Annotated in this window: 17 protein-coding genes; 6 read left to right on the forward strand and 11 right to left on the reverse strand. The window is 66.8% G+C overall.

Going from position 1 to position 17,428, the window contains the following annotated elements:
• Positions 1 to 93 precede the first annotated feature (93 nt).
• Positions 94 to 1,554: a sensor histidine kinase gene (locus ACSQ3D_RS20370; protein WP_436128114.1), complete on the reverse strand. Its 1,461-nt coding sequence runs from the start codon at positions 1,552 to 1,554 to the stop codon at positions 94 to 96.
• Entirely contained in the window at positions 1,551 to 2,207 is a 657-nt protein-coding gene (locus tag ACSQ3D_RS20375; RefSeq protein WP_056167888.1) for a response regulator, read from the reverse strand. The genes ACSQ3D_RS20370 and ACSQ3D_RS20375 overlap by 4 nt, the downstream gene beginning before the upstream one ends.
• 112 nt (positions 2,208 to 2,319) lie before the next feature.
• On the opposite strand from ACSQ3D_RS20375, the gene ACSQ3D_RS20380 reads away from it, so the two are divergent.
• Positions 2,320 to 4,500 carry a TonB-dependent receptor plug domain-containing protein gene (locus tag ACSQ3D_RS20380; RefSeq protein WP_436128115.1) on the forward strand — a complete coding sequence of 727 codons (2,181 nt, stop codon included), beginning with the start codon at positions 2,320 to 2,322 and terminating at the stop codon, positions 4,498 to 4,500.
• 77 nt (positions 4,501 to 4,577) lie between these two features.
• Entirely contained in the window at positions 4,578 to 5,102 is a 525-nt protein-coding gene (locus ACSQ3D_RS20385; protein WP_436128116.1) for an N-acetyltransferase family protein, read from the forward strand.
• A gap of 29 nt (positions 5,103 to 5,131) precedes the next feature.
• Here the strand turns inward: ACSQ3D_RS20385 and ACSQ3D_RS20390 are convergent, their stop codons facing one another.
• From ACSQ3D_RS20390 to ACSQ3D_RS20400, 3 genes are read right to left on the reverse strand one after another with little or no spacing between them, the layout of a single operon-like run.
• Entirely contained in the window at positions 5,132 to 5,812 is a 681-nt protein-coding gene (locus tag ACSQ3D_RS20390) for an HD domain-containing protein (RefSeq protein ID WP_436128117.1), read from the reverse strand.
• 14 nt (positions 5,813 to 5,826) lie between these two features.
• The gene (gene argF, locus ACSQ3D_RS20395) at positions 5,827 to 6,753 is read right to left on the reverse strand and encodes an ornithine carbamoyltransferase (RefSeq protein WP_436128118.1); all 927 of its coding nucleotides are present in this window, start codon (positions 6,751 to 6,753) and stop codon (positions 5,827 to 5,829) included.
• A gap of 14 nt (positions 6,754 to 6,767) precedes the next feature.
• Entirely contained in the window at positions 6,768 to 7,964 is a 1,197-nt protein-coding gene (locus ACSQ3D_RS20400) for an aspartate aminotransferase family protein (RefSeq protein WP_436128119.1), read from the reverse strand.
• 271 nt (positions 7,965 to 8,235) lie between these two features.
• Here ACSQ3D_RS20400 and ACSQ3D_RS20405 point away from each other — a divergent pair, with 271 nt between their 5' ends.
• Positions 8,236 to 8,556, forward strand: coding sequence for a DUF3579 domain-containing protein (locus ACSQ3D_RS20405; protein ID WP_056416924.1), 321 nt, complete (start codon positions 8,236 to 8,238; stop codon positions 8,554 to 8,556).
• A 22-nt stretch (positions 8,557 to 8,578) separates the two neighbouring features.
• Here the strand turns inward: ACSQ3D_RS20405 and ACSQ3D_RS20410 are convergent, their stop codons facing one another.
• The gene (locus tag ACSQ3D_RS20410; RefSeq protein WP_436128120.1) at positions 8,579 to 9,766 is read right to left on the reverse strand and encodes an AAA family ATPase; all 1,188 of its coding nucleotides are present in this window, start codon (positions 9,764 to 9,766) and stop codon (positions 8,579 to 8,581) included.
• A gap of 247 nt (positions 9,767 to 10,013) precedes the next feature.
• A complete protein-coding gene (gene rpsT, locus ACSQ3D_RS20415; protein ID WP_056167912.1) occupies positions 10,014 to 10,316 on the reverse strand; it encodes a 30S ribosomal protein S20 in 303 nt (100 codons plus the stop codon).
• A 198-nt stretch (positions 10,317 to 10,514) separates the two neighbouring features.
• On the opposite strand from rpsT, the gene murJ reads away from it, so the two are divergent.
• Positions 10,515 to 12,080, forward strand: coding sequence for a murein biosynthesis integral membrane protein MurJ (murJ, locus tag ACSQ3D_RS20420; RefSeq protein ID WP_056416930.1), 1,566 nt, complete (start codon positions 10,515 to 10,517; stop codon positions 12,078 to 12,080).
• 82 nt (positions 12,081 to 12,162) lie between these two features.
• Entirely contained in the window at positions 12,163 to 13,011 is an 849-nt protein-coding gene (locus tag ACSQ3D_RS20425; RefSeq protein WP_396503637.1) for a SirB1 family protein, read from the forward strand.
• Positions 13,012 to 13,089: 78 nt separating this feature from the next.
• On the opposite strand, the gene ACSQ3D_RS20430 is transcribed toward ACSQ3D_RS20425, so the two are convergent.
• A complete protein-coding gene (locus tag ACSQ3D_RS20430; RefSeq protein ID WP_436128121.1) occupies positions 13,090 to 13,956 on the reverse strand; it encodes a plasmid replication/partition related protein in 867 nt (288 codons plus the stop codon).
• Positions 13,957 to 14,090: 134 nt separating this feature from the next.
• Positions 14,091 to 15,170, reverse strand: a complete 1,080-nt coding sequence (locus ACSQ3D_RS20435) for a transporter (RefSeq protein WP_436128122.1) — start codon at positions 15,168 to 15,170, stop codon at positions 14,091 to 14,093.
• 126 nt (positions 15,171 to 15,296) lie between these two features.
• Here ACSQ3D_RS20435 and ppk2 point away from each other — a divergent pair, with 126 nt between their 5' ends.
• Positions 15,297 to 16,211 (forward strand): polyphosphate kinase 2, encoded by a 915-nt coding sequence (ppk2, locus tag ACSQ3D_RS20440; RefSeq protein WP_056169174.1) that lies wholly within the window; start codon positions 15,297 to 15,299, stop codon positions 16,209 to 16,211.
• Positions 16,212 to 16,475: 264 nt separating this feature from the next.
• Here ppk2 and ACSQ3D_RS20445 read toward each other — a convergent pair whose 3' ends face one another.
• Both ACSQ3D_RS20445 and ACSQ3D_RS20450 read right to left on the reverse strand, forming a co-directional pair.
• Complete coding sequence (locus tag ACSQ3D_RS20445; RefSeq protein WP_056416938.1) at positions 16,476 to 16,865, reverse strand: histidine kinase; 390 nt, start codon at positions 16,863 to 16,865, stop codon at positions 16,476 to 16,478.
• On the reverse strand, positions 16,862 to 17,368 hold the full coding sequence (locus tag ACSQ3D_RS20450) for a GAF domain-containing protein (RefSeq protein ID WP_056416940.1): 507 nt from the start codon (positions 17,366 to 17,368) through the stop codon (positions 16,862 to 16,864). Before ACSQ3D_RS20450 ends, ACSQ3D_RS20445 begins: the two co-directional genes overlap by 4 nt.
• Positions 17,369 to 17,428: the final 60 nt, after the last annotated feature.

Below are 17,428 nucleotides of genomic sequence, written 5' to 3' on the forward strand. Positions count from 1 at the left end.
TCATCAGGCCGCGAGTTCGCTGAGGCTGCAGCTCATCAGGCAGATGGCCAGCGGTTGTCACGACGGCCATGGCCCGCTCCGGTCAGCGCCGCATCAGCCCCGGCGCGCCGCCAGCGGTATCTCCACGAAGAAGCCCACGCCCCGCCCGCCCAGTCCCTGGCCCAGCCGCACTTGCCCGCCCATGCGCAGCGCGGCCTGGCGCACGATGGCCAGGCCCAGACCGGAGCCGTTGGTGGCATGGCCTGCATCGTTGTGGCTTCCGCTGCTGGCCGCGTGGCCCGGGCCGCGGTAGAAGCGTTCGAACACCTTGCCCTGCTCGGCCGCCGGAATGCCCGGCCCGTCGTCCTGCACCGCCAATTGCAGCGTTGTGCCACCGTCGTCCACCCGCAGGCCGACAGCCACCGTGCCGCCTGCGAGCGAGTAGCGCACCGCGTTGTCCAGCAGGTTGTGCACCACCGATTCCAGCGCGGGCAGGTCCAGCCGCGTAGTCAGGCTGTCGGGCGCGTCCAGCGACAGTTCGATCTGCCGGGCCATGGCCCGCGGCGCGGCCTGCGCCAGCGCGGCGCGCAGCCACTGCGCCACGTCCAGGTCGCGCGGAGTAGGGCGCTGCGCTTCATCGAGCGCGGCCAGGTCCAGCAGCTGCTGCGCCAGGTGCGATGTGCGGGCGATGGCCTGCTCCAGGTGCGCCTGGGCCTGCGTGCGCTCGGCTTCGCTTTGCGAACGTGCCATGACATGGGCTTGGGCGGTGATGACGGCCAGCGGCGTGCGGATCTCGTGGGCGGCGTCCTGCACGAAGGCGCGCTCGCGTTCGACTTTCTGGCGCATGCGGGCCAGCAGGGTGTCCAGGGACTGCTCCAGCGGTTTGAGCTCGCGGTGCTGTGCGTCGAAGCCCACGGGCTGCAGGTCGTCGTTGTTGCGCCGGGCAATGCGGCTGGCCAACTGCTGCAGCGGCTTGAGGCCGTTGCGCACCGACAGCCACACGGGCACCAGCACGAAGGGCATGGCCAGCAGCAGATAGGGCAGGATGAAGCGGCCGTTGTAAGCCAGAAAGGCTGCATCCGTGCGCTTGGGCTCGAACACCTGCAAGGCCCACCGGGCGTTGTGGCCTGTGTAGATGCGGTACACGGTGCCCTCTGCGATGGCTTCGGTAATCACGCCCACCGCCTCCGGGTGCCTGGGGGGTAGATTCAGGGTCTTCAACTCATGCGAGGCAAACACCGGATTGCCGTCTGCATCACTGAGTGCGTGCAGTGTCTTGCCAGGAAAAATGCCAATCTGGCGGCGTCGTATGTAGGTCCACGTTTCGGTGGAGTCGATGGCTGCTGCAGCGTGTGCGGGGTTGGTCACGTCCTGCAGAGACACCAGCAGGGCGTCTCCGTACTTTTGCAGGCCCGGGTCGTTGGTGATGGTGTGTTTGTAGGTCATGAAGATGTAGCACAGCAACACCCCCCAGACCAGCACAAACGCCAGCAGCACCGATACCACGCTGCGGCGCACCAGGGTGGGCTCGGCCAGCCGCTGCCATCTGGCGCGCAATGTCGTGCGTGCGCTCATGCTTGAAGCAGGTAGCCCACGCCGCGCACCGTACGGATCAGCTCCGGCCCGATCTTGCGGCGCAGGTTGGACACATGCACTTCGATGGCGCCAAAGTCCACCGGCTCGCCCAGCGGGTCCAGCCGCTGCGCGATCACGCCCTTGGGCACCACGGCGCCAGGCTCGCGTGCCAGCTCCAGCAGCAGCTGAAACTCGCGCGGCGACAAGTCCAGCGCCTCGCTGCCACGCCGCACCTGGTGGCGCCGGGGCTCGATCACCAGCTCGCCCAGCACCCAGCGCTCGCTGGCCTGCCGCGCGCTGCGGCGCAGCACCGCGCGGATGCGCGACATCAGCTCGGCCGTGGCAAAGGGCTTGATCACAAAGTCGTCCGCGCCGCCGTCCAGTCCCGCCAGCCGGTCCTCCACCGCCGAGCGCGCGGTGATCACGATGACGGGCACCTGCTCGCCCTGCGCCCGCCAGCGCGCCAGCAGGTCGAACCCGCTGCCGTCGGGCAGCGTCAGGTCCAGCAGCACGCAGTCCACGGTGGTGGCATCCACCGTGGCGGGCGCGTCCACCGCGCGGCGCAGCCACTCGCTGGTCAGTCCCTCGACCTTCAGCGCCGACTGCAGGGCCCGGCCCAGGTCCAGGTCGTCTTCGATGAGCAGGATGTGCATGGGGGGGATTGTGGCGGTTTGCACCACGGTTGGACGGGGCAACAGCATGTTGGCGCGCCGTCTTTGGCTGCGCTTAAGACACGCGCTGGACAATGACCGGAGGAGGGTAGGTATGAGAAAAATCAAGCGCCATGCCGCGATGTGGATGACTTGTCTGGCGGGCCATGCTGCGTGGGCCCAGGGTCAGGCCGAGGGCGCGGGTGCACCCCCGCAACTGGAGGGCGTGACGGTGACGGCGCGCCGCTCGCTTGAGCAGCGCTTCTTTGCTGCGGGCTCGCTGGTGGTGGTCGACCGCAACGACATCGAGCAGATGGGCGCTTTCTCGGTGGCCGATGTGCTGCGTCAGTTGCCCGGTGTGCAGGTGACGCCGTCAGGGGACGGCAGTGTGGAGATTCGCATGCGCGGCATGGACCGTGGCGCGACCCAGTTGCTGGTGGATGGACAGCGCGTAGGCAGCAAGCGATCGCAGTTGCCCATCGACCAACTGCCGCCAGAGCTGATCGAGCGCATCGAGGTGGTACGCGCGCCCACTGCGGAATTCTCAGGCGCCACGGGCGGCACCGTCAACATCGTGCTGCGCCAGGCCACGGTCAAGCGCGAGACAGTGCTGCGCCTGACGGACAACCATGTGTGGGGGCGCGATGCGGGCCAGGCCTTCTTCTCGCGCACGGGTCCTATCGGCGCCACGCCGACACGGGCTGGCGCTGAGAGTGATGCAGCGCCCAGCCCGCCGTGGTCGTACTTCGTGGCCGCGTCGGCCACAGGGCTGCTGCTGGGCTCGGACACCCACCGCAGCACGCAGCGTCCGGGTGTGGAAGTCGCCCAGTCGGACACCAGCGCTCGCTACCGGCGCACCGACTATGCGTTGGTCCCGCGCGTCAGCGGTCGGCTGTCGGCGCAAGACCAGCTCACGCTGCGCGCAACGCTCAGCCGGGGCGAGTTTGCCGGCGAGTCTGTCAGCGTGGGTAGCGGTGATGGAACCTATGCGCTGAGTTCACAGGAAGCGCACCGTTACGAGCGCCGCTACCTGCAGGCCGCGGCCGACTGGACGCACCGCTTTGCCGCCAGCAAGCTCGAAACCACACTCGCCACAAGCCGGGCAAGTGACACCGTGGACCGCGATGGAACGCTGGTCCGCGCTGCGGGAATGGCGGGGGCCGCTGCAGTGACCGACAGCTACAGCTTTCTGGATGACCGGCGGGAGGACCTGGTGAGCCTGAGTACCAAGCTCACCGGCACCACCAGCGCTTTGCTCTGGAGCGTGGGTGCGCAGCTGGAAGACCGTCAGTTGCACGTCCGCACGACAGCGAGTGGCGAGTTGCCGTCGAACACTGCGTTGGAGTCTGGAATCCGCCGCGCCGTACTGTGGGGGCAAAACGAATGGGAGCTGCCCGCCAACACCACGCTCACCCTCGGGTTGCGGGGCGAGCAGGTCACGCTCCATGGTGGCAGCTCGCTGGTGGCGGGCCAGCGGCAATGGAACATTTTGCAGCCCTCGCTGCACACGCGCACACCGCTGTCCGACGATCTGCAATGGCGCTTCAACCTGGCCCGCGTAACGCAGCTGCCGCGCGTGTGGGACCTGGTGGACCGGACCATTCCCAGCCAGGGCAGCAACAGCCTGAGCAACCCCGACACCATGGGCAACCCGAACCTGCGCCCTGAAGTGACGTGGACGCTGGACACAGGCTTTGAGCGCCGGCTGGCGGCGGGCCACATGGGCTTGAACGTTTTCGTGCGCAGGGTGAGCGATGCGCTCGCGCCCACGCTCCAGCTACAGGGCGCGCGCTGGGTGGAGCAGCGCAGCAACGTGGGCGACGCCATGGTCTGGGGCCTGGAGGCGGACGCCCGCACCGGCCTGGGTTGGCTGGGGCTGGCCAGCGACTGGACGCTGTCTGCCAACGCCAGCCTGCTGCAGTCGCGCATGACCAGTGGGCGCAACGAGGGCCAGCGCATTCCCGGGCAAGCCCGCTACATCGTCACGTTGACTGCGGCCCGCCCTATGCCGCGCGGCGGCGGTTGGTACGGCGGCGCCACGCTGTCGATGACCGGGCCTGCAGACCAGAATGTCGACCCGGTGTTGACGGGGCGCAGCCGTGCCCATGCGATGCTGGATGTGTACGTGGGGCAGTTGGTGCGGGGCCTGGGTTACTGGCGGCTCGGTATCTACAACGTGGGGGACGCACGCTTTCGCCGCGACCGGGTAGATGCATCGGGCCCGGTGCCGCTACTGAGCACCAGCAGCATGCGGCTGACACCGCGTGTGTACCTGACGGTGGGCACGCAGTTCTGACGGTGGCTGCCGCCTTGTCTTGCCTCTGGCTGCGCTGAGCGGTTCAATCCCACCTGTCTACCCATCGCCTGGAAATCATGGATGCTCCCAACGCTTTGATCGAACTGCGGCAGCTGTCTGCCGCCAATGCGGAGGTGTTTTCGTCGCTGCGCCGCGAACTGACAGCGGACAACCCGATACCCATGGGTCTCACGTTGGAAGAAGAACTGAGCCGCTCTCTGGACGGCTTCAGGGAGCAACTGGCGTATCCGGCGCCGAATGCCGTATTCGGAGTCTTTTGCGATGGTGTGTTGGCGGGGACGGCAGCCGTGGCATGGCAGAGCAAATTCGCATCGTCTCGCCACAAGGTATTGTTGTGGGGCACTTTTGTTTCCCCACGGTTCAGACGCCGAGGTTTTGCGCGCAGGCTGGTTGTGCGGGCCATTGAGCACGCACGTGCTCAAGGTGCGCGGCGGATCAATCTCATGATGTATTTGCCCAACGATGCGGCGGCCCAGCTGTGCCGGTCGCTGGGTTTCTCGACATACGGTGTGGAGCCGGAGGCCGTGTGTCTTGACGGGGCGTACTTCGACGCTGCGCTGATGAGCCTGCGGTTGGACTGAGCCCTGCGCGGAGTTGCGCCGTGACCCGCTCAGCCGTACAAGCGGCCTGAGGAAAGGGCTTGCAAGGCGTTCTGGAGGTTTGCGCGCGCCTGTGCCTCACAGCGCTCGTGGAACCACTCCGAGCCATAAATCCGCGGCCGGTCCACAAACCCCTGCAGCACCGCGCTGCGGCCCGCCACGTAACGCGGCCAGCGGACAAAGAAGTATTCACGCCGCACGTTGCGCTCGAACTGGCGGTAGACCGCCTCGCTCTGGCCGAGGATGGACAGGTCGATATCGACAACCCATTGCGCATCACCGGCCAGGGTGCCCGGGTTGTGGCGGGTGTCGAGGATGTGCTGGTGCACGCTGAGAACCATGGTTTCGGGCAGTCCCTGGCTGCGCAGGAAGCGCACGGCCCAGTCAGCGCTGCGCTGCTCGTTGTGCTTGCTCCACGGCCAGTAGACCGCGTCGTGGTACCACAGCGCCAGGGCCACCGCATGGGGGTCTTGCAGGACACCGGGCTGCCGGTCCTGCACGGCCTGCAGGTGCCGCAGGCAGGCCCACAGGTGCGTGGTGTCGTGGTACGCGCGGGGCCAGTGGGCCCAGCTCAGGATGAGGCGGCGGCCCTCGGCGCGCCAGGCGGGGGTGTCGCGGCCCAGCGCCTGGCCCAGCGCGTTCCAGCGCGCCTGCAGTTGGGCGCTGTGGACGGGCTGGCGGCGCCAGGGCATGGTGGAGCAGTGAATCAGGCCACGCTTCCGAGCAGAAGGTACTCCATGAGTGCCTTCTGCACGTGCATCCTGTTTTCTGCCTCGTCCCAGACCACCGACTGCGGCCCGTCGATCACATCGGCTTCGACCTCTTCGCCGCGGTGGGCGGGCAGGCAGTGCATGAAGAGGGCATCCGGCTTGGCGGCGGCCATCATCTCGGTGTCCACGCACCAGTCGGCAAAGGCTAATCTGCGCTCTTCGTTCTCGGCCTCGTAGCCCATGCTGGTCCACACATCGGTGGTCACCAGGTCGGCGCCTTGGCAGGCTTCGAGCGGGTTGCTAAAGAATTGATAGCTGCCAGCGCTGATTCCACGGTCGCCAGCGGCCAGTTTCTCGTCCACTTCGTAGCCGCGCGGCGTGCTCACATGCACCTTGAAGCCCAGCAGCGATGCCGCCTGCAGCCAGGTGTTGGCCATGTTGTTGCCGTCGCCCACCCACGCCACGGTCTTGCCCTTGATGGCGCCGCGGTGCTCGATGAAGGTGAAGATGTCCGCGAGGATCTGGCAGGGGTGGTATTCGTTGGTCAGGCCGTTGATGACGGGCACGCGCGAGTTGCCGGCAAAGCTTTCGATCTTGGCTTGTTCATACGTGCGGATCATCACCAGGTCGACCATGCGGCTGATGACCTTGGCGCTGTCTTCGATGGGCTCGGCGCGGCCCAGCTGGCTGTCGCCCGTGGTCAGATGCACCACGGAGCCGCCCAGTTGGTACATGCCGGCCTCGAAGCTCACGCGCGTGCGCGTGCTGGCTTTCTCGAAGATCATGGCCAGCGTGCGGTCCACCAGGGGGTGGTGCTTTTCGTAGGCCTTGAACTTCTTCTTGATGAGCGCGGCGCGCTCGAACAGGTACGCGTATTCGTCGGCGGTGAGGTCGTTGAACTGCAGGTAATGTTTCAGCGTCATGGCGTGCTTGCTCTTCATTCAGCCAGGATGGCTTTGACCAGCGGGGTCAGCTTGGCGACGATCTCGTCGGCCTCGGCGGTAGTCAGGATCAGTGGGGGCACCAGGCGGATCACGGTGTCTGCCGTGACCGACAGCAGCAGGCCAGCCTCGGCCGCGCGGGCGATCAGCGCGCCGCAGGGCTTGGCAAGCTCGATGCCCAGCATCAGGCCCTGGCCGCGGATGTCCTTGACGCCCGGCAGGCTGCCCAGCTCGCGCTGCAGCGCCGCGCGCAGGTGGTCGCCCACCTTTGCGGCGTTGGACAGCAGGCCATCTTCTTCCATGATGCGGATGGTCTCGACCCCGGCGCGCATGGCCAGCGGGTTGCCGCCGAAGGTGGTGCCGTGGTTGCCGGGCTGCAGCACGTTGGCGGCCTTGGGGCCGGCCACCACCGCGCCGATCGGCACGCCCGAGCCCAGGCCCTTGGCCAGGGGCATCACGTCGGGCACGATGCCCGCCCATTGGTGGGCGAACCACTTGCCGGTGCGGCCCATGCCGCACTGCACTTCGTCGATCATCATGAGCCAGCCGCGCTCGTCGCACAGCTTGCGCAGCTGCTGCAGGTATTCGATGCGCATGCCGTTGATGCCGCCTTCGCCCTGGATGGTCTCGAAGAACACGGCCACCACGTTGGGGTTGCCTTCGGTGGCCTTCTTGATGGCCTCGATGTCGTTGAGCGGCACGCGGATGAAGCCTTCGACCAGCGGGCCGAAGCCGTTGTGGATCTTGGGGTTGCCGGTGGCCGACATGGTGGCGATGGAGCGGCCATGGAACGCCTTCTCGTACACCACGATCTCGGGCTTGGCGATGCCCTTGTCCACGCCGAACTTGCGGGCGATCTTGAGGGCCGCCTCGTTGGCTTCGAGGCCCGAGTTGCAGAAGAACACGTTCTGCATGCCCGACAGCTCCACCAGTTTGGCGGCGAGCTGCTCTTGCAGCGGCACGTGGTAGTAGTTGGAGGTGTGGATCAGCTTGGTGAGCTGGTCCTGCAGCGCGGGCACGAGCTTGGCATGGTTGTGGCCCAGCGTGTTCACGGCGATGCCGCCCAGGCCGTCCAGGTATTCCTTGCCGTTGACGTCCCAGACTCGGCTGCCCTGACCGCGGGCCAGCGCGATGGGGACGCGGCCATAGGTGTTCATCACGTGGGGCGAAGCTGCCGGGGTGGTAGCGGTCATGCAGAAATCTCCTGACGGTGCGGTGAATGGGCTGCCCTGTTGGGATCAAAGCCCGAGAAAGCGAAGCACGATTCTAGGGGGAGCACGGTGAACGGCTGTTGACGATTGCGCATTACTGCAATGCCGTGCGTTGGCAGCAATCCGGGCCTGATTCCCGATGCCGGCCGTGGATTAGAGGGGTAGCTCTTATATAAGAGTTAGAATGTCGCGTTGCGGTGCAGCATGCAGTGATCCTGCCTTGGGGCGCCCTTACTACCACTCCAATCCCCCGATGGTTTCCCCCTCCTCCAAAGAAGTCTTCATCCAGGGCATCACCCACGACGGGAAGACCTTTCGCCCCAGTGACTGGGCCGAGCGGCTGGCCGGGGTGATGAGCAGCTTCCGCCCGGGCGGGGCGCGGCCTGGCAGCCATCTGAGCTACTCGCCGTGGTGCATTCCGACGACGCTCAATGGCGTCAAGTGCGTGGTGGTGCACCGCGACCTGCAAGGGCACGAGCCCATGGCGTGGGATTTCGTCATCAACTTCGCACGCGACAACAACCTGCAGGTGGCCGAGGCCTGCCTGCTGCCCGACCCGCCGCCCAAGGGCTGAAGGAGCGCAGCGCCGGGGTTGTTTAGCGCTGGACGTTGCTGCCCGCAGGCCCCGCGCGCAGCAACTGGTCCGCCTGCAGCCGGTTCATCCAGGCCTTTTCCACGAACGGGTCGGTCACGCCGTAGTGCCCGTGCTTCACACGCATGAGCAGGTTGGCGGACGTCATCATGCCGATGATGCCCTGCACCTCCTGCGCGGTGACATCGCGGCCAATCTGCGCCGCATAGGCCTTGAGCGCTTCGCCGGTGAACACGCCCTTCACGTCGCCGCCGATGCTGCAGATGCGCGAGAACACCGCCTCTGCCAGCGGGCCCATGGCTTCTACCTTTTGCAGCTCCACATCGGCTGCCGCGGCGCCCAGCGACTGGGCAATGGTGGGCAGGTGTTCGTCCGGCAGCGCGTCGGCGGGCAGGCTGCGCAGCACGTTGAGCGCTTTCATCAGCTCCTCCGGCCGGCTGCCCATGCTGCGAAAGGCAGATTCTGTGACGTCGGCCGAAGGCAGCATGGCGCCCAGCTGCGGGCGGACCTGATCCAGCACGTAGTCGATGAAGTCCCGCCCCAACACCGGAAACTCGTTGGTCACCGCGCCGTTGAAGGCCTGGTTGCCCTTGAGCGTGAGCTCCTGCACGCGCGCGCGGTGTGAGCCGGTGCCGATGAACAAGAAGTAGCCAGGAGTGTCGGGGCGGGTGTTGATGGCGTCGCGCGCGGCCTTGAGCGCGTGCAGCAGGTGGTCGCCGTCGGCGCTGCCCAGGGCGTGCTGCACCTCGTCGATGATGAGCACCACGTCCGTTCTGGCCTGGTCGATCAGTGCCTCGAAGGCGTGGGCCAAGGTGGTGCCGTCGTCCTTGCCCACGTCGGCCAGCTTGAAGCCAAACTTGAACCCCGCCGCCCCGGCCTCGACGCTGGCCACGTCCTTGAGGCGCTTCAAGATGCCCGAGCCGGGCGTCTGCAGGTCCTTGAGCGTCTTGCGGATGGCCTCGTGCACCAGGTCCGCGGGGTTGGCCTGGGGCTGGCTCCACAAATCCACATAGACCACGATGGCGCCCAGCGCCTCGAGCACAGGGATGAGGTCGGTTGCGAGGAACGTGGTCTTGCCCACCCGGCGCTGGCCCGACAGGAACAGCCCGGAGCGCAGGGACGTGTCCAGGAACGAGGGCCTGAGCAACTGCGTGGCCATCTGCTCGGCAAGGGCGGTGCGGCGGAACGTCATGGTTTATAGGTTTTTATGAAATTCCAATAATTATGATCAATCCATAATTCGCCGTAAAGCCGGATGGCGTGCATTCTGGGGCGACGGCTCTGGATATTGAGCGCCAAATCGGCGCAAAGCGTTCGGAAACGAAAAAACCGCCCGAAGGCGGTTTTGTTCGTTTGCTGGCAGCGCACCCGTTACAAACGGCGAACGGCACATGCCGTTCGGGCTGTTTGCCTGAAGTGAATCAGGCGGAAAATGAGTTTTAAGCGGCTGCCAGAGCCAGGGTCTTCACCTTGGCAGACAGACGGCTCTTGTCGCGAGCAGCCTTGTTCTTGTGGAAGATGCCCTTGTCGGCCACGGAGTCCACCACGGCTTGCATCTTGGCGAACAGTTCGGTCGCCTTGGTCTTGTCGCCAGCCAGAACAGCCTTTTCGACGTTCTTGACAGCGGTACGGTATTTGGAGCGCAGCGAGGTGTTGGCTGCGTTCAGCTTGGTGTCCTGACGGACGCGCTTGCGGCCCGACGCCAGGCGCGGGTTCTTCTTCTTGGGTTTAGCGGATGCCATGATTTAGTTCCTTGAGTCTGAGGATGATGCCAGCAAAGCCCGCGATTATAGCCCAGACCGGGTTTCAGCTGCCACCACACTCAAAAGCCGGCGCAGCGCCATCGCCTGCGCAACCAGGGCGTGGGCTTCGCCGTGCCGCCCGATACGTCCCCCATGGGGTGAAGCCGCGCAGCGGCACAGGGGTAATACACTCCAGCGGTGTCATTGCTCAAAGCCGCCTCCACCGTTTCCCTGCTGACCCTGGCCTCCCGTGTGACGGGACTCATGAGCCAGTTGCTCATGGCCTCGATGTTCGGGGCCAACGCGCTGACCGACGCCTTCCAGGTCGCCTTCCGCATCCCCAACCTGTTCCGGCGGCTGTTTGCCGAAGGGGCGTTCAGCCAGGCCTTCGTGCCGGTGCTGGGCACCGCCAAGACGCAGCAGGGCGAGGAAGCCACGCACAAGCTCATCTCCGCGGTGGCCACCGCCCTGGCCTGGGTGTTGCTGCTCGTCTGCATCCTGGGCGTGGTCGGCGCGCCGCTGCTGGTATGGGCGCTGGCCAGCGGCCTGCGCCAGAACGCCGAGGCCTACGACGCCGCGGTGCTGATGACGCGTTTCATGTTCCCGTACATCGGCTTCATGTCCATGGTGGCGCTGTCGGCGGGCATCCTCAACACCTGGAAGCACTTCGCCGTGCCCGCCGCATCGCCCGTGCTGCTCAACGTGTGCATGATCGCCGCGGCCTGGCTGGGTGCGCCGCAGCTGGAGGCCCGCGGCATCGAGCCCATCTACGCCATGGCCGGCGGTGTGATGCTGGGGGGCGTGCTGCAGCTGGCCGTGCAGATACCGGCCCTGGTGCGCCTGGGTCTCATGCCGCGCATCGGCGTCACCTGGGGCACCGTGCGTGCCGCCTGGGCCGACCCCAGCGTGCGCCGCGTGCTCACGCTCATGGGGCCGGCGGTGCTGGGCGTGGGGGTGGCGCAGATCTCGCTCATGATCAACACGCAGATCGCCTCGTACCTGGCGCCGGGCAGTGTGACCTGGCTGTTCTATGCGGACCGGTTGATGGAATTCCCCACCGCGCTGCTGGGCGTGGCGCTGGGCGTGGTGCTCACCCCACAGCTCACGGCGGCCAAGGCGGCGGGCGATGCCGAGAAGTACTCGGCCATGCTCGACTGGGGCCTGCGCATCGTGGTGCTGCTGGCCGTGCCCTGCGCGGTGGCGCTGCTGACCTTTTCCACACCGCTGGTGGCCACGCTGTTCCACTACGGCAAGCTCACCGACGACGATGTGGGGCAGATTGCGCTCGCGCTGTCGGGCTACGGCGCCGGGCTGATCGGCATCGTCGCCATCAAGGTGCTGGCGCCCGGCTACTACGCCAGCCAGGACGTGCGCACGCCCGTGAAGATCGCCATTGCCGTGCTGGTCATCACGCAGTTGCTCAACATCGCGCTGGTGCCTTTCATCGCCCACGCGGGCCTGGCCTTGTCGATTGGTCTCGGGGCCCTGGTCAACGCGCTGTGGCTGCTGATCGGCCTGCTGCGGCGCGGCAGCTACCAGCCGCTGCCGGGCTGGGGCATGTTCGCCTTGCAGGTGATTGCCGCCAGCGCCTTGCTGGCCGTGCTGCTGCTCTGGGGCTCGCAGCATTTCGACTGGGTGGACATGAAGGGGCAGACCCTGCGGCGCATAGGGCTGCTGGCGGCGCTCATGGCGGCCGCTGCCGCGCTGTATTTCGGCGCGCTGTGGGCGGCGGGGCTCAAGCTGCGCCAGTTGCTGCGGCGCTGATGCCGGTGATGCTGGTAACAGCCTGGCAAAACCTGGGTTTGTGCAGCTTGACGCCAGGGCAGGGTGCACTTACAACAACGCCATGCCCCTGAGTCTTTCCGTGCCCACCTCGCTCGAGTACTTTGCATCGCTGGTGCAGAGCGACGACCACTTTCCGCTGCTGGAAGCCGCCGCCAGCCTCGCCCAGGACGAGTACCCCGAAATGGACGTGCAGCTGCTGCTGGGCGACATGGACCAGTTGCTTGCGCGCATCAAGCGCCGCCTGCCGGTCGATGCGCCCGCGCTGCAGCGCCTGCGCACGCTCAACCAGTTCTTCTTTGCCGACCTGGGCTTTGCCGGCAACATCAACAACTACTACGACCCCGAGAACAGCTACCTCAACGCCGTGCTGCGCACCCGTCGGGGCATTCCGATCTCGCTGGCCATCCTGTGGATGGAACTGGCGCAGGGCCTGGGCCTGCACGCGCGCGGCATCGCCTTCCCGGGGCACTTCATGGTCAAGGTGCTGCTGCCCAAGGGGCAGGTGGTGCTCGACCCGATCTCGGGCCAGTCGCTCAGCCGCGAGGAGCTGTCCGAGCGGCTGGAGCCCTACAAGCGCCAGAGCGGCCTGGTGGACGACTACGACGTGCCCCTGGGCCTGTACCTGCAGGCCGCCACGCCACGCGACATCATTGCGCGCATGCTTCGCAACCTCAAGGAAGTGCACCGCACCCAGCAGGACTGGCAGCGGCTGATCTGCGTGCTGGACCGCCTCATCGTGCTGCAGCCGCAAGCCTGGGGCGAGTGGCGCGACCGGGGCCTGGCGCATGCCGAACGCGGCAATACTGCGGAGGCCGTGGTGGACCTGGAAACCTACCTCGACCATGTCGAGGACGGCCTCGACATCGACCTGATCTCCGACCGCCTGAGCGCCTTGCGCAGCGCGGGCTGACCTGCTGCAGCGCAGGCAGGCACGCCTGCCGCCTGCGCGCCGGGCACCTTGGGGTCAGCGCGGAACTAAACCCCCTGCCTAGAACGGCGCCCCGTCTGCTGGCAGGGCCGCCTGCAGTTGAAACAGCTGCCTGCGCAGCTCGGTGTTCTCAGCCGTGAGTTCGGCCACGCGGTGGCGCAGTGCCTGCAGTTCATCAGCGCCCGAGCTTGCGCCTGCGCCAGTATCTGTGTCAGCGCCTTCCGCCTCTGGCGATGGGGCGTCTTCCTTGGGCTTGCGCTTGTTGAGTTCACGCACGCGCTTGGCGGCCTGCTTGAGCTCGTCCTTGCCCGCCGCGACGGCGGCCACCTGTTCTTCAGCGGGCAGTGTGGCGACGGCGGCAGCGGCGTTGATCGAGATGGTGCCGGACTTCACCGCGGCCACCAGTTCGGGGGCGGCCTGCTTCTGGATCTTCTCGATCATCACCACCTGGCTGCTGCTCAGCCGGGCAGCCTTGGCGATGGCCTCTCGGCTGCTCAACGGGTCGGGCGCGGGCAAGGCTGCCATTGCTTCGGGCGCAGCTGCCGGCATGTCGGTCGTAGCGGCCGACTCAGCGGGTTCGGCAGCCGTGGCAACGCGTGCCTTGCGGTCCGCGATGATCTCCCGCTTGCGCAGGGCCAGCACACCGCGCTGGAAGTCGGACACGCTGCGGCGCCCCAGGTGCTGGTCGATCATCCACAGGTGCACGTCTTCCATCGACTGAAAGCGCGGGTTCTGCACCGTCTGGAAAGGCAGGCCGTGCTTTTGGCAGATGCCATAGCGGTTGTGGCCGTCCACCAGCACATCGCCCCACAGCACCAGCGCATCGCGGCAGCCTTCGGCCAGGATGCTGCGCTCCAGCGCCTCGTGCTCGTCAGGGGTCAGGGGTTCGATATAGGCTTTGAGTTCTTCGTTGACGACGATGTTCATGGCAGGCAGGGCAGGGCTTGGGAGGGCGAATCGGAGGCGGGCAAGGGGCGCGATTGTAGACATGCCCGGCCACCGGCCCCGCGCAATCGCCCCGCTGCGCTGATGCAGCAGCTCAGCGGCCGCTGACCCTTCGCTCACCGGTCGCGCGCATCCCGCAGCGCCAGCCAGCCTGCCACGGCCGTGAAGGCCACCACCACCGCCACGATGATCCAGAAGCCGTGCGGCTCGTCCGCCAGCGGCACGCCGCCCACGTTCATGCCGAACAGGCCCGCCAGGATGTTGATGGGCAGGGCCAGCACGGTGACCACCGTCAGCACGAACAGGCTGCGGCTGTTGGCCTCCTGTACGCTGGCGGCAATCTCTTCCTGCAGCAGCTTGATGCGCTCCTGCAGGCCCTGCATGTCGCGCAGCACCACCGAGAATTCTTCGGTGGAGTCGCGCAGCTCCTGGGCGTCGTCCGCATTCATCCAGACGGGCGGGTGCTGCAGCAGCCTGAACAGCGCCGCGGGCTCGGGCGCCAGCAGCCGCTGCAGGCGCACCAGCAGCCGCCGCAGCACGCCCAGGCGGGCGCGCTTGTGGTCCAGGCGGCCTGCCAGCAGCGCGTCCTCCACATCGTCGATGCGCTGTGTCACGCCACGCACGATGTTCACCAGGCCCGAGGCCTGCGTGCGCATCAGCTCGGCCAGCAGCCCCACGCTGGAGCGCGGCGCCTGCCCGCTGCGCACCGCCGTGCGCAAGGCATCCACCGACCGCAGGGGGCGCGTGCGCCCCGTCACCATCAGGTGCGGCGCCACGCTGGTCCACAGCGTGGCGATGTCCGAAGGCTCGAACGCGAAGTCGAAGTGCGCATCGTTGAGCACCGCGATCAGCGTGTCGTCGTCGCGCTCGATGCGGGTGGAGACCGAGCGGTCCTTGAGCGCGTCGAAGAACGCTTCGGGCAAGTGGGCGTGCCGCTCCATCCAGCGCACGGCCTGGGCCTGGCTCAGGTTGAAATGCAGCCACAGGAACTCGCCCGGGGCTGCGGCAGCGGTGCCCTGCGCCTGCAAGGCCAGCCACTGGGCGGCTTGCACGGAGTCCACCTCGCGCGGCAGGGCGTCGTCGCCCAGCAGATAGCCGCAGATGAGCCCTGCGGCATCGCCACCATAGTTGAGGCTGGCGTGGAGGGCGCCCGGAACAGGCGGGCTGGGGGGAGCGGGGGTTGCAGGCGTGGGCACGGACGTGCATGATGCAGCGCCGTTGTGACGCTGCGGTGACAGATCATGGTGCTGTCATGCCGCTGTCACGGCAACGTCACTCGCCGGGAGCACCATGGCGCTCTTTGTGTGAAGACCCTGACGCCCATGCTCTACAACAACGCCCTCGACACCCAGGAACTGATGCAGCGCATCGCCAATGACCTGATCGACAGCTACGACGAAGAACTGGAGCTGGAGATCGAAGACCGCGAGGTGGACGACATCGGCGCGCCCACGGCCGCCGACAAGCTCGCACGCCAGCAATATTTCAAGGAACTGTTTCGCCTGCAGGGCGAACTGGTCAAGCTGCAGGACTGGGTGCAGCACAGCCGCGAGAAGGTGGTGATCCTGTTCGAGGGGCGCGACGCCGCGGGCAAGGGCGGCGTGATCAAGCGCATCACCCAGCGCCTGAACCCCCGCGTGGCCCGCGTGGCGGCACTGCCCGCACCGAACGACCGTGAGCGCACGCAGTGGTACTTCCAGCGCTATGTGGCGCACCTGCCAGCCGCGGGCGAAATGGTGCTGTTCGACCGCAGCTGGTACAACCGCGCCGGCGTGGAGCGCGTGATGGGCTTTTGCTCGGACGACGAGTACGAAGAGTTCTTCCGCACCGTGCCCGAGTTCGAGAAGATGCTCGTGCGCTCGGGCATCCGCCTCATCAAGTACTGGTTCTCCATCACCGACGAAGAGCAGCACCTGCGCTTTCTGGGCCGCATCCACGACCCGCTCAAGCAGTGGAAGCTCAGCCCCATGGACCTGGAGAGCCGTGTGCGCTGGGAGGCCTACACCAAGGCCAAGGAAACCATGCTCGAGCGCACCCACATCCCCGAGGCCCCCTGGTGGGTGGTGCAGGCCGTCGACAAGAAAAAGGCGCGGCTGAACTGCATCGCGCACCTGCTGTCGCAGATGCCGTATGAAGAGGTGCCGCACCCCACCGTGGTGCTGCCCGAGCGCGTGCGCAACCCCGAGTACCTGCGCCAGCCCGTGCCTGCGTCGATGTACGTGCCCGAGGTGTACTGAGCCGCCTGGCTCAGGTAGCCTGGGCGGTGAGCGGCTCCAGGCGCCCGCCGGCTTGAGTGCCCTCTGCATGGGGCGATAGCCGGATCGGCTGCGGGCCTGTTGGATTGCTCGGCAAGTTGGCCGGCTCGCCGTTTGGCAGTTTGGCAGGCCCGCAGGGCGCTCGGTTGCTGGTTCAGCAAACCAACTGTGGTGCTACTATTTTTATAGCTGCTACCGCTTGCATATCAAGCGATAGGGCATCAAAAAATCAAAATCCAGGGCGCGCTACGCCGTGCCTTTGAGCATCTGGATCGTCGAGATCACATCCCGCACCTTGAAGGGCTTGAGCAGCACGCGCCGCACCTGCAGGGCCTTCATCTGCACGGCGGTGGAGGCGTCGACCTGGTCCGTGGTGACGGCCACGGGCACCTGGGCGTCCACCGCGAACTGGGCGCTGCGCACCCGCTCCAGCAGGGCCACCGCCTCGGCCACCTCATCCAGCGACACGATGACGCCCGAGAAGCCTTTGTTCGTCAACTGCTGCTGCGCGTTGCGCACGCTGTTGACCTGGCGCACCGGCGGCAGGTTCAGTTGGCGCGCGGTGGCCACGATGATGCTGCCCGTCAGCGAGCTGGGCTCGACCAGCAGGATGTCTTGCTGCGAGGTGGGGCTCATGGGGCCACCTCCTCGCGGGCGCGGCGCACCAGTTCTTCCACCGCCAGGTCGCGCAGTGACCCGAGGATGGCCAGGTCGACCTCGTCGAGTTGGCGCGGTGTGCGGTCGATCAGGCACAGCGTGCCGATGTTCTGCCCGCCCGGCATCTTGAGCGGCGCACCGGCGTAGAACTGGATGTGGGGGTCGCCGGTGACCATGGGGTTGTCGGCAAAGCGGTCGTCCAGCGTCACATCGGGCACCACCATGGTCTCGTCCTGCAGGATGGCGTGGCCGCAAAACGAGATGCCGCGCCCGGTCTCGCACACGTCCAGCCCGACGCGGGCCTTGAACCACTGCCGGTCTTCGTCGATGAGCGACAGCAGCACGATGGGCATGTCGAACTCGTCGGCAGCGAAGGCGGTGAGCCGGTCGAAGCGCTCTTCGGGCGGGGTGTCCAGGATCAGCAGCTGGCGCAGGGCCTGCAGGCGGTCATCCTCGTTGGCGGGGCGAGGGGGCTCTTTCATGGCGGTGTGGGGATAGCAGTCGCGATGGCGTCGATTATGGCCGTGGCTGTGGCCGCTGCG

Source organism: Acidovorax sp. LjRoot117, from assembly GCF_964252695.1.
Lineage (GTDB): Bacteria > Pseudomonadota > Gammaproteobacteria > Burkholderiales > Burkholderiaceae_C > Acidovorax.

Coding starts and splice junctions, on each gene's coding strand:
- ppk2 (WP_056169174.1), top strand. CDS start 15,297: ATGCTCTACAACAACGCCCTCGACACCCAGGAACTGATGCAGCGCATC.
- ACSQ3D_RS20450 (WP_056416940.1), bottom strand. CDS start 17,368: ATGAAAGAGCCCCCTCGCCCCGCCAACGAGGATGACCGCCTGCAGGCC.
- ACSQ3D_RS20380 (WP_436128115.1), top strand. CDS start 2,320: ATGAGAAAAATCAAGCGCCATGCCGCGATGTGGATGACTTGTCTGGCG.
- ACSQ3D_RS20425 (WP_396503637.1), top strand. CDS start 12,163: ATGCCCCTGAGTCTTTCCGTGCCCACCTCGCTCGAGTACTTTGCATCG.
- ACSQ3D_RS20405 (WP_056416924.1), top strand. CDS start 8,236: ATGGTTTCCCCCTCCTCCAAAGAAGTCTTCATCCAGGGCATCACCCAC.
- ACSQ3D_RS20430 (WP_436128121.1), bottom strand. CDS start 13,956: ATGAACATCGTCGTCAACGAAGAACTCAAAGCCTATATCGAACCCCTG.
- argF (WP_436128118.1), bottom strand. CDS start 6,753: ATGACGCTGAAACATTACCTGCAGTTCAACGACCTCACCGCCGACGAA.
- ACSQ3D_RS20370 (WP_436128114.1), bottom strand. CDS start 1,554: ATGAGCGCACGCACGACATTGCGCGCCAGATGGCAGCGGCTGGCCGAG.
- ACSQ3D_RS20445 (WP_056416938.1), bottom strand. CDS start 16,865: ATGAGCCCCACCTCGCAGCAAGACATCCTGCTGGTCGAGCCCAGCTCG.
- ACSQ3D_RS20410 (WP_436128120.1), bottom strand. CDS start 9,766: ATGACGTTCCGCCGCACCGCCCTTGCCGAGCAGATGGCCACGCAGTTG.
- ACSQ3D_RS20385 (WP_436128116.1), top strand. CDS start 4,578: ATGGATGCTCCCAACGCTTTGATCGAACTGCGGCAGCTGTCTGCCGCC.
- ACSQ3D_RS20400 (WP_436128119.1), bottom strand. CDS start 7,964: ATGACCGCTACCACCCCGGCAGCTTCGCCCCACGTGATGAACACCTAT.
- ACSQ3D_RS20375 (WP_056167888.1), bottom strand. CDS start 2,207: ATGCACATCCTGCTCATCGAAGACGACCTGGACCTGGGCCGGGCCCTG.
- ACSQ3D_RS20390 (WP_436128117.1), bottom strand. CDS start 5,812: ATGCCCTGGCGCCGCCAGCCCGTCCACAGCGCCCAACTGCAGGCGCGC.
- rpsT (WP_056167912.1), bottom strand. CDS start 10,316: ATGGCATCCGCTAAACCCAAGAAGAAGAACCCGCGCCTGGCGTCGGGC.